Genomic DNA, 13,240 nt, shown 5'->3' with positions numbered 1-13,240 from the left:
GGCTCCAAGAGTCAGTGCGCGGGCGCCGGCTCGTGGCCGTGCGGCTCCTCGTGTTCCACGGCGCCCGAGGTATAGACGATGGACAAAATGACGAAGACGAACGCCTGCACCAGGCTGGTGAAGATCGACAGCATCAGGATGGGCATGGGGAGGATGAACGGCAGCAGCGCGGTGAACACCGCCAGGATCATGTGCTCGCCGAAGATGTTGGCGAACAGCCGGACCGACAGCGAGAACGGCCGGGCCAGGTGGGACAGGATCTCCACGACGAGCATCAGCGGGGCGATGAAGATGACGGGGCCGAGGAAGTGCTTCAGGTAACGCAGGAAACCGTGGGCGCGGATACCCATGATGTTGTAGTGGAGAAAAACGACGATGGCGCAGCCGGCGGTCACGTTGATGTTGCTGGTGGGCGAGTCGAAACCGGGGACCATGCCGATGATGTTGCAGCAAAAAATAAAGAGGCCCAAAGAAATGTGGAACGGGAGATACTTGCGACCCTGGGGGCCGATGACGGAGTCGATGAGGCCCCGCACGCCGATGGCGAGGAGTTCCACGGCGTGCTGGAAGCCGTTCGGGTTATCGACGCTGAGGTGGCGCCGCAGCCAGAGGGAGGCGGCGATCAGCAGGCTGAACACGAGCAGGAGGTAGGCGACGTAGTCGGGGATCGGCGCCTCCGGGTGGGCGAAGGGGAGGCCGACAGCGTTGCCGGCCCAGACGAGTGCGGGGCCCAGCGCCTGGTTCAGCAGTTTGGTCAGCCAGTACTCGCTCGCCATGGGACTCAATCACCCCGGAGATGCCGGATCACGTACACGCAACCTTCCATCAGCACGGCCGCTGCGGGCGCAGCCAGTCCGATCAGGAAGCCCGCGGCGTTGAACAATGAGAAGCGGATCATAGCATAAAGCAGCAGGAGGATCAAACCATAACGCAGGAGGACCTTGAGCCAGATGTGACGCACCCGCCGCCGGGCGACGGCGTGGTCCGCCAGCTGACGGTGGGTGTGATACCCCAGCCAGGCCGCGGCACCGCCCAAGAGCATCGCCCACGCGAAATCGGCCTGCCCCAGGAGAAACGCCGCCGCGGCGCCGCCTGCGGTGAGCGCCGGGACCCAGCCGCCGATCCGGCGGAGCATCGACTCGAAATCCGGGTCAGGCGGGTGGGGGGCCATGCCGGCCGATCATCCGGAAGAAATTGTAGAAACCCGTGCCGATGCCGAAGAGGATGAACCAGACTTCCCACCGCGGGCCGAGCCAGCCGTTGGACGCACACCATTTCCAGATCAGCCAGGCGACGAAGGTGCAAGCCGGGATCATGGTGCCGGCGCTGAGCAGATCGAGGAATTGGGGCGTTGGCCGGCGGGGGTCGTCCATGTCAGTAGAAGCCGATGAAGGTCATATGGATCCAGCCGGCGAAGCGGATTGCCGGATCGGGATACAGCCCCAGGATCAGCGTGCCAGCCAGGGTCAGGCCGAGCGCGATCCGGGCGGGGAGGCCGAGGGCCAGGGGCGGCCGCGTCACGGCGTCGCCCATGAACATCCGCTTGACGATCCGAAAATAGTAGAACAGGGCGACCACCGCGTTCAGGGCGCCGGCCACCGCCACATAGAGGAACAACCGGTCCATCGTGGCGACGTACGCCTTGATCACGGCGCCGAACACCCAATATTTGGCGATGAACCCGACGGTGGGCGGGATGCCCGCCAGCGACAGCAGGAACACGGCCATGGCCGCGGCGACGACCGGGTGAGCGTGGATCAATCCGGAGAAATCCTCGATGTCCTCGCCCCCGATCCGCTCGCGCCGCATGAAGGTGATCACCGCGAAGGCGCCGAGGTTCATGAAGAGATAGCCCACCAGGTAGACGCCGATGGCCTGCAGCCCGATAAACTCGCGGACCATCAGCCCCATGAGCAGGAAGCCCGCGTGGCTGATGCTGGAGTAGGCGAGCAGCCGCTTGACGTTGGTTTGGCGCACGGCCAGCACGTTGCCGATGGTCATGGTGACGATGCTCAGCAGTCCGACGAGCGAGATGTACTCCGCCGTCAGCGGCTGAAACAGGAACATGAACAGGCGGATGAAGATGGCGAAGCCGGCGGCCTTGGGGGCGACGGAAATGAACGCGGTGATGGGCGTGGGTGCGCCCTCGTAGGCGTCGGGGCACCACATGTGGAACGGCACGGCTGCAATCTTGAACCCGAGCCCGGCGAGGAACAGGATCAGGGCCAGGACCAGCAGCGGCTGGCCGCCGTCGCCGACGCTCTTCAGGGCGCCGTGGATGGACTCCAAGTTCGTGGTGCCGGTCAGCGCAAACACCAGCGACATGCCGAACAGGATCAGCGCGGACGAAAACGCACCCAGGATGAAATATTTCAGCGAGGCCTCGGTCGCCCGGGACTGGGCCTTGAGGTAGCCCACCAGGATGTACACGGAAATGGCCATGAACTCGAGACAGATGTACAGGGTGATCAGGTCGGCGGCGCCGGCCAGCAGCATCATGCCCGCGACGCTGAGGAGAACCAGGGCGTAGTATTCGGGCGAGGTGGCGTTCTCCTCGTCCAGGAAGCGCTGGGAGATGAGCACGGTGAGAAAGCCGGCGGCCAGGAAGACGCCCTGGAAGAAGAGGGTGAGCCCGTCCAGGGAGTACATCTGGTTGAAGGTGTAATGGACGCCCTCCGGATGAGGCAGGCTGGCAAAGATACCGGCCAGTTGGAAGTAGGCGACTCCCGCCAGGACCAGGCCGATCAGGGCGAAGTAAAACGGGGCGGTCCGGTGCAGCCGGCCGCTCTGGACGAACACCAGGCCGATGAGGATGGCGGTGCTCCACACCAGCAGGATGATGGCCGGGGCGACGGTGACCAGGTCCCTGAGGGGAACGATGAACGACTCCATCGATCGACTCCTACTCCACCGGTGCGGCCGGTCCGGCGGCCACCGCCGGTGCGGACGGCGCCGGCGGCACGGCCGGAGTGACGACCTGGGCGGAGATGGTGCGCCCGGTCAGCTGCATCCGCTCGACCACCGCCTTGGCCGGGGCGTCCAGGTAGCGCAACCAGAACGACGGGAAGATGCCGATCCAGACCGCCAGGATGATCAGCGGCACGAAGGTGCACACTTCGCGGAGGTTCAGATCCTTCATCCGACGGTTTTCTTCCTTCTCGCACTTGCCGAACATCACCCGTTGGAAGAGCCACAGCATGTAAGCGGCGCCCAGTACGATGCCGCTGGCGGCCAGAATCGCCCAGACCCGCAGCTCCGGCACCTGGAATGTGCCCTGCAGGATCATGAACTCGCCGATGAAGCCGTTGAGGCCCGGCAGGCCGATGGACGACAGGGTCATGATGAGGAAGATCGTCGCGTAGATCGGCATGTGGTGGCTCAGCCCGCCGTACTCGGCGATGAGCCGGGTGTGGCGCCGTTCGTACACGATGCCGACGATCAAGAACAGCGCGCCCGTGGAGATGCCGTGGTTGATCATCTGGATCACGCCCCCCTGGATGCCGATCTGGGTGGCGGCGAAAACGCCCAGCATGGTGAAGCCCAGGTGGCTCACCGAGGAGTATGCCACGAGCTTCTTCATGTCTTTCTGCATCATCGCCACCAGGGCGCCGTAGATCACGCCGATGATGCAGAGCACCATCAGCCAGGGGGTGAACTCGCGGGTGGCCTGTGGGAACAGCGGCATGGAGAAGCGGACAAAACCGTAGGTGCCCATCTTCAGGAGGACGCCGGCCAGGATCACCGAACCGGCGGTGGGCGCTTCGACGTGGGCGTCGGGCAGCCACGTGTGGAAGGGGAACATGGGCACCTTGATGGCGAACGCCAGGAAGAAGGCGAGGAAGGCCCAGAACTGGAACGACGGATCCAGGCCCATCTCGAGGAACCGGAAGTAGCTGAAGGTCCGGTTCTCCCAGCCGTAGACCGCGATGTACTTGAAGTAGAGCGCCAGGATCGCCAGCAGCATCACCACCGATCCCAGCAGTGTGTAGAGGAAGAATTTGATGGCGGCGTACAGCTTCCGTTCGCCGCCCCATACGCCGATGAGAAAATACATCGGCACGAGCATCACTTCCCAGAAAACATAGAAGAGGAAGAAATCCGTGGCCATGAACACGCCCAACATGCCCGTCTGCAGCAGCAGCATGTACGCGTAGTATTCCTTCACCCGGACCGTGATGGCGCTCCAGGACGACAGGATCGCCACGAAGCCCAGCAGGGTGGTCAGGAGAACCAGCAGCAGGCTGATGCCGTCGATGCCGAACATGTACCGGGCGCCGATGGATTGGATCCAGGGGACGTCGATCCCATAGCGCATGCCATGCTTCATCTGGGCCGTCACTACGGGGCTGTCCCAGTTCAGGATCAGGGGGACGGAGATCAGAAAGCCGAGGAAGCCGGTGATGTTGGCGATCCACTTGATGAGGGTGTCTCGGCCGCGCGGGACGAGCAGGATGACGACCAGGCCGATCAGGGGGAGGTAGGTCACCGCGTTCAGGATGGGTATTCCCAGAATCTCCATGAGCCGTCTCCTAGCGGAAAATGTAAAGGCAGGACAGGATCACGATCCCCAGCACGATGGCCAGGGCGTAATTGGGCGCAACACCCGTCTGCAGCCGGCGCAGGATGTTGCTGATGTTCTGGACAATCCACGCCTGCAGGTTCACCAGTCCGTCCACGACGTATTTGTCGAACCACCCGGAAACAGTGGCCGAGCCGCGGGTCGCGGCGGCTGTGCCGTTGACGAAGCCGTCGATGACCGACAGGTCGAACGCGGCCAGCAGGTTGCCCAGTCCCTTGCAGGGTTTGATGATGAGTGCGTCGTACAGCTCGTCGACGTAGAACTTGTGGTACAGCGCCCGCCACAGCCGGCCCCAGGTCATCTCCTGGTCGGGCACCACCCCGTGCTTCTGGTACACCAGATACGCCAGGCCGATGCCGATGACGGCCACCGCCACCGAACCCATGGCCATGGCGAATTCGAAGCCGTGGGAGAAGTGGGGCGTCTCCGGCCGGATGGCATGACGGAAGACCGGTTCCAGCCAGTGTTCGAAGGTGTTGGCGCCGAGCCAGGCCGGTAAACCCATCCAGCCGCCGGCGACCGACAGCACCGCCAACGCCATGAGGGGCAGGGTCATGACCGCCGGGGATTCGTGCAGATGGTGCTTGGCCTCGGGGGTGATCCGTTCGGTCGAAAAAAACGTCAGCACCATCAAGCGGGTCATGTAGAACGCAGTCAGGCCGGCCGCAGCCAGCCCAAGGCCGTAGAAGATGTAATGGCCGCTGGCGAACGACCGCCAGAGAATTTCGTCCTTGGAGAAGAATCCCGAGAAGGGAAAGATGCCGCAGATGGCCAGGTAGGCCATCATCATCGTGGCGAACGTCATCGGCATGTGCCGCCGCAGGTTGCCCATGCGCTGCATGTCCTGTTCGTGGTGCAGGGCGTGGATAATGCTGCCGGCGCCGAGAAAGAGCAGTGCCTTGAAGAAGGCGTGAGTCATCAGGTGCATGATCCCGGCGGCGAAGGCGGCTACGCCCAGCGCGGCGAACATGTAGCCGAGCTGGGAGATGGTCGAGTAGGCGAGCACCCGCTTGATGTCGCGCTGGAACAGGGCCATCAGGGCGGCGGCCAACGCGGTGGTCACGCCGACAAAGCCCACCATCTCCAGCGACACCGGTGCGCGCGTGAACAGGAAGTTGCTTCGGGTCACCATGTACACGCCCGCCGTGACCATGGTGGCGGCGTGGATCAGGGCGGAGACCGGCGTGGGACCCTCCATGGCGTCGGGCAACCAGACGTAGAGCGGGATCTGGGCGCTCTTGCCGCAGGCGCCGATGAAGAACAGCAGGGTGATGGCCGAGAGGACGCCGAAGTGGGCTTCGGCGGGGAGATCCTTGACCAGGCCGGTCAGTCGGCCGTAGTTGAAGGTGCCGAAGGTGGCAAACAGCAGCAGGACGCCCACCATGAAGCCGTAGTCACCGACCCGGTTGACCACGAATGCCTTCTTGCCGGCATCGCCGGCGCTTTTCTTGTGAAAGTAGAAGCCGATGAGGGCGTAGGAGCAGAACCCGACGCCTTCCCAGCCGAGGAACATCATCAGGTAGTTGTTGCCCAGCACGAGGACGAGCATGGCAAACATGAACAGGTTCATGTAGCTGAAAAAGCGGTAGAACCCGGTGTCCGCCCACATGTAGCCGACCGCGAACACGTGAATGAGGAATCCCACGCCGGTGACCACCAGCAGCATGACCGCCGACAGGGGATCCAGCAGGATCGCCCACTCGACCTGGAACGGAAACGTGCCGGACGCCACGGCGCCGGCACCGTAACCGGTGGTGGTGACGTCGCCGCCGTGAATCCAGTGGAAGACGAGCTGCTCCACCGACCGCTCCTCCGCCGGGAGCCGGGCCAGCTCGTAGCAGGCGGCAAGGCCGAGCAGGAATGTCGCCAGCACCAGCCCGCAGGCCAGGGTGGCGACGAGGTAACGGTTCGGCTTGCGCCCCCAGACCCGCTGGGTGATCAGCCCGTACAGCCCGTTCACCGCAAAGCCGGCCAGGGGCAGCAGGGGAATGAGCCACAAGTAGGGAATGGGACCATTCATGTGGGTAGCTCCGCCTCCAGGGTGATCACCATTTCAGCAGGTTCATGTCGTCGATGTTGATGGACTCGCGGTGCCGGTAAACGGCGATGACGATGGCCAGGCCCACTGCGGCCTCGGCCGCCGCCACCGTGATCACGAAGATGACGAAGACGTGGCCCACCACGCCGCCCCACAGCCGCGAGAACGCCACCAGGTTGAGGTTGACCGCGTTGAGCATCAGCTCCAGCGACATGAGAATGATCATGATGTTGCGCCGCACCAGCACGCCGATCAGGCCGATGGTGAACACGATGGTGCTGACGGCAAGAAAATTGTAGATCTCCATGATTATGACTCCGGGGTCTGATCGCGCTCCGGCTTCCGACTCATGAGCACGGCGCCGATGATGGCCAGCAGCAGCAACACGGTGGCGATCTCGAAGGGGAAGACGTAAGGCCCGTAGAGGGCCCGGCCGATAGCCGCCGTTTCGCCGGTGCCGTAGATCATTTTTTTCTTCTCGAACACCTGGAAGAACAGGTCGCCCTTCAGGAGGAAGAACGCCACTTCCACCATCACCGCGAGGCCGGCGATGACCGCCGCCGGCCACTGCCGGTTCAAGGTGCTTTCCAGCGGGATGCGCTTGAGGACGATGAGCGAGATCACGAACAGGTACAGCACGGTAATTCCGCCCACGTAGACAATGACCTGCACGCCGACGATGAACTCCGCGTCGAGGAGGATGTAGAGCCCGGCCATGAACAACAGGGTGCCCACCAGGAAGATGGCGCTGTGGACCGGATTCTTGGCGCTGATCACCAGCAGGGCGAACAGCACGATCAGTCCGCTCAGGCTCCAGAAAATTAGCGTTTCCATGGCGCTCCCTTCACTTCCGATAGTGGGTCTTGTCCATGCCCCGCTCCAGTGCCGGCAGCTCCAGGACGAAGTCCCGGACATCGTATCGGGCCAACTCGTAAGCGGGGGTCAACTGAATGCAGTTGGTGGGGCAGATCTCCTCGCAGAAGCCGCAGAACATGCACCGCCGCATGTCGAACACGTAACCGGTCAGCTCGAATTTTTTCGTCTCCGGATTCTTCTCCCGCTTCACCGTGATGCAGTTCTCCGGGCAGACCTGGGCACAGAGGTTGCAGGCGATGCACAGCGTCTTGCCATCGGCGTCCACGCCCATGCGCGGTTCACCCCGAAACCGCTCGTACACGTGGGAGCGCCGCCGCGGATACTGCTCGGTGATCGCGGGGGTGAACATCTCCCGGATGGTGATGGCCAGCCCCTGGAACAGGTCGACAAAGAGGATCTTCTTGACCAGCTGGGCGACAGGAGTCATGGCGCGCGTCCTCCCGGTCATCGGTTGAGATACAGCATCACCCCGGCGGTGACCAGGATGTTGGCGATGGCGACCGGCAGCAGGATCTTCCACATGATCCCCATCAGCTGATCGAAGCGGTACCGGGGAAACGTGCCCCGGAACCACAGATACAGGAAGAGGAAGACGAACACTTTGAGCGAGAACCACACGATGCCCGGCACCCAGGACAGGTAGGGCGCGAGCAACGAGGGGAACGGCATCAGCCAGCCGCCCAGGAACAGGGTGGCGGCCACCGCCGAGATGGTGATCATGTTGGCGTACTCGGCCAGGAAGAAGAGGGCGAAGCGGAAGCCGCTGTACTCGGTGTGGTACCCGCCCACCAGTTCGGCCTCGGCTTCGGGCAGGTCGAAGGGGTTGCGGTTGGTTTCGGCCACGCCGCAGATGAAATAGATCACGAAGCCCACGAGCTGCGGCAGGAAGAACCACCAGCCGAGCCGTTCCTGAGCCTGTACGATCTGCACGAGGCTCAGGGAGCCGGCCATCAGCACAACGCCCATGACGGACAGACCCATGGGGATCTCGTAACTGACCAGCTGGGCCACCGACCGGAGCGCGCCGAGCAGCGGGTATTTGCTGTTCGAGGCCCAGCCGCCCACGATCAGGCCCAGCACGCAGATGGAGGTGATGGCCATGACGAACAGCAGCGCGATGTCGACGTCGGCCACGTAGCCGCTGTAGGTCCGGCCGCCGACGGTGAAAGCCTGCGGGCCGTCGAAGGGGATCAGGGCGAAGACGATGAACGCCGGGATGAAGGCCAGCAGGGGCGCCAGGATGAAGCCGAACCGGTCGGCCTTGGCCGGGATGATGTCTTCCTTGATGATGAACTTGATCCCGTCGGCGATGGGTTGGAGCAGGCCGTGCCAGCCGACCCGCATGGGGCCGAGTCGCGACTGGATGTGCCCGATGACCTTTCGCTCCAGCCAGGTCAGGTAGGCGATGGCCAGCGAGACCAGAGCCAGCAGGATGACGATCTTGACCAGTTCTTCGGTGTAGGGCTTAAACAGTTCCAGCATGGGCCAGTTTCCCCGTGAGGTTAACGGTCGATTTCGCCGAGGACGATGTCCAGCGTGCCGATGATGGCCACCACGTCGGCGACGAAGTGGCCGACGCACAGTCGGCGCATCGCCTGCAGGTTGAAGAACGACGGCCCCTTGATGCGGACACGGTAGGGGTTCGCCGAACCGTCACTGACGAGATAGAAGCCCAGCTCGCCCTTGGGCGCCTCGATGGAGTGGTACACCTCGCCGGCGGGCGGCTTGAGGACCCGCGGCACCTTCGCGCGGAAGTCCCCCTCGGGAATGCCGTCGAGGGCCTGCCGGATGATCCGCTGCGACTGGCGCATCTCCTCGAGGCGCACCTTGTAACGGTCGTAGGTGTCGCCGTTCGCGCCCGTGGGGATGTCGAAATCGAACTTGGGGTAGGCTTCGTAGGGCTTGGCCTTGCGCAGGTCCCATTGCACCCCGGAACCCCGCAGCGACGGCCCCGACAAGCCGATGGCGATGGCATCGCCGGCGGTGATGACGCCGATTCCCCGGGTACGGGAGAGCCAGATCCGGTTGGCCGACAGGAGGCCCTCATACTCGTCGATCCGGCCGCCGATCAGGTCGCAGAACGCGCGGGTCTTCTCGACGAAGCCATCGGGGATATCGGCGGCCAGCCCGCCGACCCGGAAAGCGTTGGTGGTCAGCCGGGCGCCGGTGGTCATCTCAAGGATGTTCAGGACATTTTCACGTTCGCGGAAACAATAGAGGAAGACGGTGAGGGCGCCGATGTCCATTGCGTGGGTCCCCAGCCAGAGCAGGTGCGAGGCGATGCGGGTCAGTTCGGTCAGGATGACCCGGACGTACTGCGCCTTGGGCGGCACCTGGATGCCGGCGAGCTTTTCCACGGCCCCGATGTAAGCCAGGTTGTTGGATACGGCGGCGATGTAATCCAGCCGGTCCATGTACGGTGCGGCGCCGGTGTAGGAGCGGTGTTCGGCGATCTTCTCGATGCCCCGGTGCAGGAAGCCGATGTCGCAGTCCAGGTCTACGATTTTTTCGCCGTCCAGCTTCAGGATCACCCGGAGCACCCCGTGTGTGGACGGGTGCTGGGGACCCATGTTCAGGACCATCACATCTTCTTTCAGGATGGGGCCGGTCGCGGCGGCGGCTGGCACGGTGTCACTCATGGGGAGCCTCTTCCTTGGGCGCGGCATCGGGCACACGCAGTTCCAGGTGGCGGGCGATCCATTGCGGATCCTGCGCCCGGATGTCATAGTCCTTCCGCAGTGGATGACCGGTCCAGTCCTCGGGCAGGAGAATCCGCCGCAGGTCCGGGTGGCCGCTGAAGCGGATGCCAAACATGTCGAACACTTCCCGTTCCGGCCAGGCGGCCGAGGGCCACACAGCGGCGACGCTGGGAACGGACTCGTCGGCGGCGAGCTCCGCGCGGAGCAGAATCCGCCGGTTGTCGGCGAATGCGTACAGGTTGTAAATCACCGTGAAGGGCTTGGGGCGGTCGGGGTAGTGGACGGCGGTGACGTCGGCGCACATGTCGAACCGCATCTCGTCGCGCAGCCACCGGCCGATTTCCACCACGTGGTCTTTGGCGATGTCGAAGAACCACTGGTCCAGAAAACTCCAGGCGCCGGTACACCCGCCCGGCCAGCGCCGATTGATCCCGTCCGCAACCGGGTGCTGCCCGAGCGGCTCGTAGCGGGGACCCGCCGGCGGCACGTCGCCGGCAGCGGCCTTGGGTTGAATGGAGGGTTCTTGATCGTTCATGCCTTGTCCGCCGTCGGTCGGGTTTTAACGGGCGATGGTCATCTGGCCGATTTTGTCCTGGAGCTTCATGAGGCCGTAAATCAGGGCTTCCGGGCGCGGGGCACATCCGGGGACATACACATCCACCGGGATCAGCTTGTCCACACCCTGGAGGACCGAATACGTGTCAAAGGGACCGCCGACGTTGGCGCAGGCGCCCATGGCGATCACCCACTTCGGATCCGGCATCTGGTCATAGATGCGCTTGACCGCCGGGGCCATCTTCAGCGTGACGGTGCCGGCGACCACCATGAGGTCGGATTGGCGGGGTGACGGCCGGTACAGGATGCCGAAGCGGTCCAGATCCCACCGCGAGGCCCCCGCGGCCATCATCTCGATGGCGCAGCAAGCCAGGCCGAAGGTGACCGGCCAGATCGAAGACTTGCGGGCCCAGTTATAGAAAAAATCAACCGTGGTCGTGATGACGCTGTGGGAGAGTTTGCCTTCTAAACCCATTTCAACGCGCCCTTCTTCCAGATGTATACATACCCGATGATCACGATGGCGAAGAAAACTGCCATCTCGAGAAGCAGGAACAGAGTCACCGCAGGACTGTTACCCTGGTAAATCACCGCCCAGGGGAAGATGAAAATCGTCTCGACATCGAAAATCAGAAACAGCAGGGCAATGACGTAATAGCGGACCGGATAGCGTTCTCGGGCGTCGCCCACCGGATCCATGCCGCACTCAAACGGAGACAGCTTGGCGGGATCGGGCCGGTGCGGACGCAGCAGCTGTCCGACCAACAGCGCGATCACCGGGAAGAGCAGTGCGATCGCGATGAACAGGAAGATGGCGAAATACTGGGTATATGTGGGCTCGTGATGCATATAAACCCCTGAATTCAGAGGTCGGATTTACCCGAATGGCCGGATTCGGTTGTAATTTTACTTGAATGTGCATAGTTGTCTACTGATTTTTTCCGCGTTGCAAAATCATCTCCCTTCCGATATTATGGCGGCTGTTTCCAGTGAGCCAAGCCATGGACCATCTGAAGCGTCTAGAAGACTTTATTGTCAACACCGATGACGTGATCAGCCTGATGGAGTTGTACGCGACCCGGATCAAAGCATATCCGGACAACCGCGCGTACTATCACGCCCTGGCGCTCCAGTGCGGGGAGTTCCTCCTGGCTGCCCAACAGCTGGGTGCCGGTCTGGGGGGGGTCAGCGAAGCGGCTCACGATCTGCATCAACTCAGCAAACTGCTGGATGAAAAAGGTTTGGCCGCCACCAACCGCCAGATGGAGGTCTTCATCGAGGAGATCCAGGACCTGGCGCTGAACCTGAAGCGACACTACGCCGTGCAACAGGGGCTCCCGCCAGGCGAGCCGGCACCGGCTTTCAAGTTTGCCTCCCAGAATTCCGCGCTGTTGAAAAACTTCATCCGGAAATTGGCCCAGGAAAAAACGAAGGCACCCGCTCCGCCGTCGGCGACCGACGCGGCGACGGCCATTGTCGATGACCCTTTTGACGAGATGGAGGGCTTCGGCGATTTTGTCGATTCGCTGCTGGACGATCTGGATGATGCCTTTGACGCCATCACCCAGCCGCGGCCGTCGCAGCAGGCGGCGGTGCAGACCGATGAGGGGAAGTTGGCCTTGTCTTCCACCGAAGAGGGCGAGATCCAGAAACTGTTCCTGTCCATTTCCAGCGCCTACCTGCAGCCGGTCAAGGAGTTCGTCGCCGAACTCCAGTCCGGAGCCGCCAGCAAGCAGTGGGTGGATATCTGCCTCAGCTCCCTGAAAATAATTGAAGATGCCGGCACCAAGATGAGTTATGAGAAAATCAACCGCATCCTGGACCGGTTCAAGAAGCTGATGATGGACGCCAAGTACTCCGAGAGCGCGAATATATCCCGCGACATCCGGATCCAGCTGCTGAAGGAGTACGCCAACCTCACCGCGCTGCTGCCGGAAGCCTTCGCCACGTCGGATTCCCACGCCACCCGCGGATCGGTTCGGGACACCATCATCATCAATACCATCCTGCGCAAGACACCGGGCATCGGGCCGGTCAGCCGTAACAAGCTCATCGCAGCGGGCATGAATTCGCTGGACAAGTACTTCATGGCCACATCGAGAGACCTGGCTGCGGTGAGCGGCATCACCGACGGCCAGGCGCGCGCCATTTGCGAGGCGTTCGGGCAGTACCGTCAGAGTATCAGCGCCGGCGAGGACGCGGCCACCCGGATCCAGGGCGCGCTGACCCGTCTGTTCAAACACGTCAAGGAACTGAAGGCCGAGCACGAGGCGTACAAGGATCTCACGCGGCGGGTTCTCCGCTCGCCCGAATTGGAAGGGAACCGTAACGATATCCGTGTCCAGCGTCAGCGGACCATGTGGGAGATCAACATCATCCTGGCTGAACTGGACGCCATCCGGCTGGTCGAGGATTTCCGGAAGATGGTGTTCGACCGACGCATTCAACGTCTGGACGAATTCCTCCAGAGCGAAGCCCGCAAATATTTTTAGG

The 13,240-nt window shown here is 62.8% G+C and carries 15 protein-coding genes; 1 reads left to right on the top strand and 14 read right to left on the bottom strand.

Going from position 1 to position 13,240, the window contains the following annotated elements:
• Positions 1–11: 11 nt before the first annotated feature.
• The 14 genes from atpB to GX414_01940 are packed head-to-tail and all read right to left on the bottom strand — an operon-like array spanning position 12 to position 11,596.
• The gene (gene atpB / locus GX414_02005) at positions 12–776 is read right to left on the bottom strand and encodes a F0F1 ATP synthase subunit A (GenBank protein NLI45861.1); all 765 of its coding nucleotides are present in this window, start codon (positions 774–776) and stop codon (positions 12–14) included.
• 5 nt (positions 777–781) lie between these two features.
• Positions 782–1,171, bottom strand: a complete 390-nt coding sequence (locus GX414_02000) for a hypothetical protein (GenBank protein ID NLI45860.1) — start codon at positions 1,169–1,171, stop codon at positions 782–784.
• Positions 1,152–1,373 (bottom strand): hypothetical protein, encoded by a 222-nt coding sequence (locus tag GX414_01995; GenBank protein ID NLI45859.1) that lies wholly within the window; start codon positions 1,371–1,373, stop codon positions 1,152–1,154. The genes GX414_02000 and GX414_01995 overlap by 20 nt, the downstream gene beginning before the upstream one ends.
• 1 nt (position 1,374) lies before the next feature.
• Positions 1,375–2,892 (bottom strand): NADH-quinone oxidoreductase subunit N, encoded by a 1,518-nt coding sequence (locus GX414_01990; protein NLI45858.1) that lies wholly within the window; start codon positions 2,890–2,892, stop codon positions 1,375–1,377.
• 10 nt (positions 2,893–2,902) lie between these two features.
• A complete protein-coding gene (locus GX414_01985) occupies positions 2,903–4,513 on the bottom strand; it encodes an NADH-quinone oxidoreductase subunit M (GenBank protein NLI45857.1) in 1,611 nt (536 codons plus the stop codon).
• A 16-nt stretch (positions 4,514–4,529) separates the two neighbouring features.
• The gene (gene nuoL, locus GX414_01980) at positions 4,530–6,599 is read right to left on the bottom strand and encodes an NADH-quinone oxidoreductase subunit L (protein NLI45856.1); all 2,070 of its coding nucleotides are present in this window, start codon (positions 6,597–6,599) and stop codon (positions 4,530–4,532) included.
• Positions 6,600–6,624: 25 nt separating this feature from the next.
• Positions 6,625–6,927, bottom strand: a complete 303-nt coding sequence (gene nuoK / locus GX414_01975) for an NADH-quinone oxidoreductase subunit NuoK (GenBank protein NLI45855.1) — start codon at positions 6,925–6,927, stop codon at positions 6,625–6,627.
• Entirely contained in the window at positions 6,927–7,451 is a 525-nt protein-coding gene (locus tag GX414_01970) for an NADH-quinone oxidoreductase subunit J (GenBank protein NLI45854.1), read from the bottom strand. Before GX414_01970 ends, nuoK begins: the two co-directional genes overlap by 1 nt.
• A 10-nt stretch (positions 7,452–7,461) precedes the next feature.
• Positions 7,462–7,920 (bottom strand): NADH-quinone oxidoreductase subunit I, encoded by a 459-nt coding sequence (locus GX414_01965; GenBank protein ID NLI45853.1) that lies wholly within the window; start codon positions 7,918–7,920, stop codon positions 7,462–7,464.
• 17 nt (positions 7,921–7,937) lie between these two features.
• Positions 7,938–8,975: an NADH-quinone oxidoreductase subunit NuoH gene (gene nuoH, locus GX414_01960; GenBank protein ID NLI45852.1), complete on the bottom strand. Its 1,038-nt coding sequence runs from the start codon at positions 8,973–8,975 to the stop codon at positions 7,938–7,940.
• 20 nt (positions 8,976–8,995) lie between these two features.
• Positions 8,996–10,093 (bottom strand): NADH-quinone oxidoreductase subunit D, encoded by a 1,098-nt coding sequence (locus GX414_01955; GenBank protein ID NLI45851.1) that lies wholly within the window; start codon positions 10,091–10,093, stop codon positions 8,996–8,998.
• A gap of 31 nt (positions 10,094–10,124) precedes the next feature.
• Positions 10,125–10,727 (bottom strand): NADH-quinone oxidoreductase subunit C, encoded by a 603-nt coding sequence (locus GX414_01950; GenBank protein ID NLI45850.1) that lies wholly within the window; start codon positions 10,725–10,727, stop codon positions 10,125–10,127.
• A gap of 24 nt (positions 10,728–10,751) precedes the next feature.
• Positions 10,752–11,222, bottom strand: a complete 471-nt coding sequence (locus tag GX414_01945; protein NLI45849.1) for an NADH-quinone oxidoreductase subunit B — start codon at positions 11,220–11,222, stop codon at positions 10,752–10,754.
• Positions 11,213–11,596: an NADH-quinone oxidoreductase subunit A gene (locus GX414_01940; GenBank protein NLI45848.1), complete on the bottom strand. Its 384-nt coding sequence runs from the start codon at positions 11,594–11,596 to the stop codon at positions 11,213–11,215. The genes GX414_01945 and GX414_01940 overlap by 10 nt, the downstream gene beginning before the upstream one ends.
• A gap of 152 nt (positions 11,597–11,748) precedes the next feature.
• On the opposite strand from GX414_01940, the gene GX414_01935 reads away from it, so the two are divergent.
• The gene (locus GX414_01935) at positions 11,749–13,239 is read left to right on the top strand and encodes a hypothetical protein (protein NLI45847.1); all 1,491 of its coding nucleotides are present in this window, start codon (positions 11,749–11,751) and stop codon (positions 13,237–13,239) included.
• Position 13,240 lies beyond the last annotated feature (1 nt).

Source organism: Acidobacteriota bacterium (assembly GCA_012517875.1).
GTDB lineage: Bacteria > Acidobacteriota > JAAYUB01 > JAAYUB01 > JAAYUB01 > JAAYUB01.
The sequence above is the reverse complement of the archived record's forward strand: the minus strand, read 5'-3'. Positions and strand labels throughout refer to the sequence as shown.

Bases quoted from the DNA above. Each gene is read 5' to 3' on its own strand.
- GX414_01970 (NLI45854.1), bottom strand. From the start codon at position 7,451: ATGGAAACGCTAATTTTCTGGAGCCTGAGCGGACTGATCGTGCTGTTC.
- GX414_01995 (NLI45859.1), bottom strand. From the start codon at position 1,373: ATGGACGACCCCCGCCGGCCAACGCCCCAATTCCTCGATCTGCTCAGC.
- nuoL (NLI45856.1), bottom strand. From the start codon at position 6,599: ATGAATGGTCCCATTCCCTACTTGTGGCTCATTCCCCTGCTGCCCCTG.
- GX414_01935 (NLI45847.1), top strand. From the start codon at position 11,749: ATGGACCATCTGAAGCGTCTAGAAGACTTTATTGTCAACACCGATGAC.
- GX414_01965 (NLI45853.1), bottom strand. From the start codon at position 7,920: ATGACTCCTGTCGCCCAGCTGGTCAAGAAGATCCTCTTTGTCGACCTG.
- GX414_02000 (NLI45860.1), bottom strand. From the start codon at position 1,171: ATGGCCCCCCACCCGCCTGACCCGGATTTCGAGTCGATGCTCCGCCGG.
- GX414_01950 (NLI45850.1), bottom strand. From the start codon at position 10,727: ATGAACGATCAAGAACCCTCCATTCAACCCAAGGCCGCTGCCGGCGAC.
- GX414_01990 (NLI45858.1), bottom strand. From the start codon at position 2,892: ATGGAGTCGTTCATCGTTCCCCTCAGGGACCTGGTCACCGTCGCCCCG.
- GX414_01945 (NLI45849.1), bottom strand. From the start codon at position 11,222: ATGGGTTTAGAAGGCAAACTCTCCCACAGCGTCATCACGACCACGGTT.
- nuoH (NLI45852.1), bottom strand. From the start codon at position 8,975: ATGCTGGAACTGTTTAAGCCCTACACCGAAGAACTGGTCAAGATCGTC.
- atpB (NLI45861.1), bottom strand. From the start codon at position 776: ATGGCGAGCGAGTACTGGCTGACCAAACTGCTGAACCAGGCGCTGGGC.
- GX414_01940 (NLI45848.1), bottom strand. From the start codon at position 11,596: ATGCATCACGAGCCCACATATACCCAGTATTTCGCCATCTTCCTGTTC.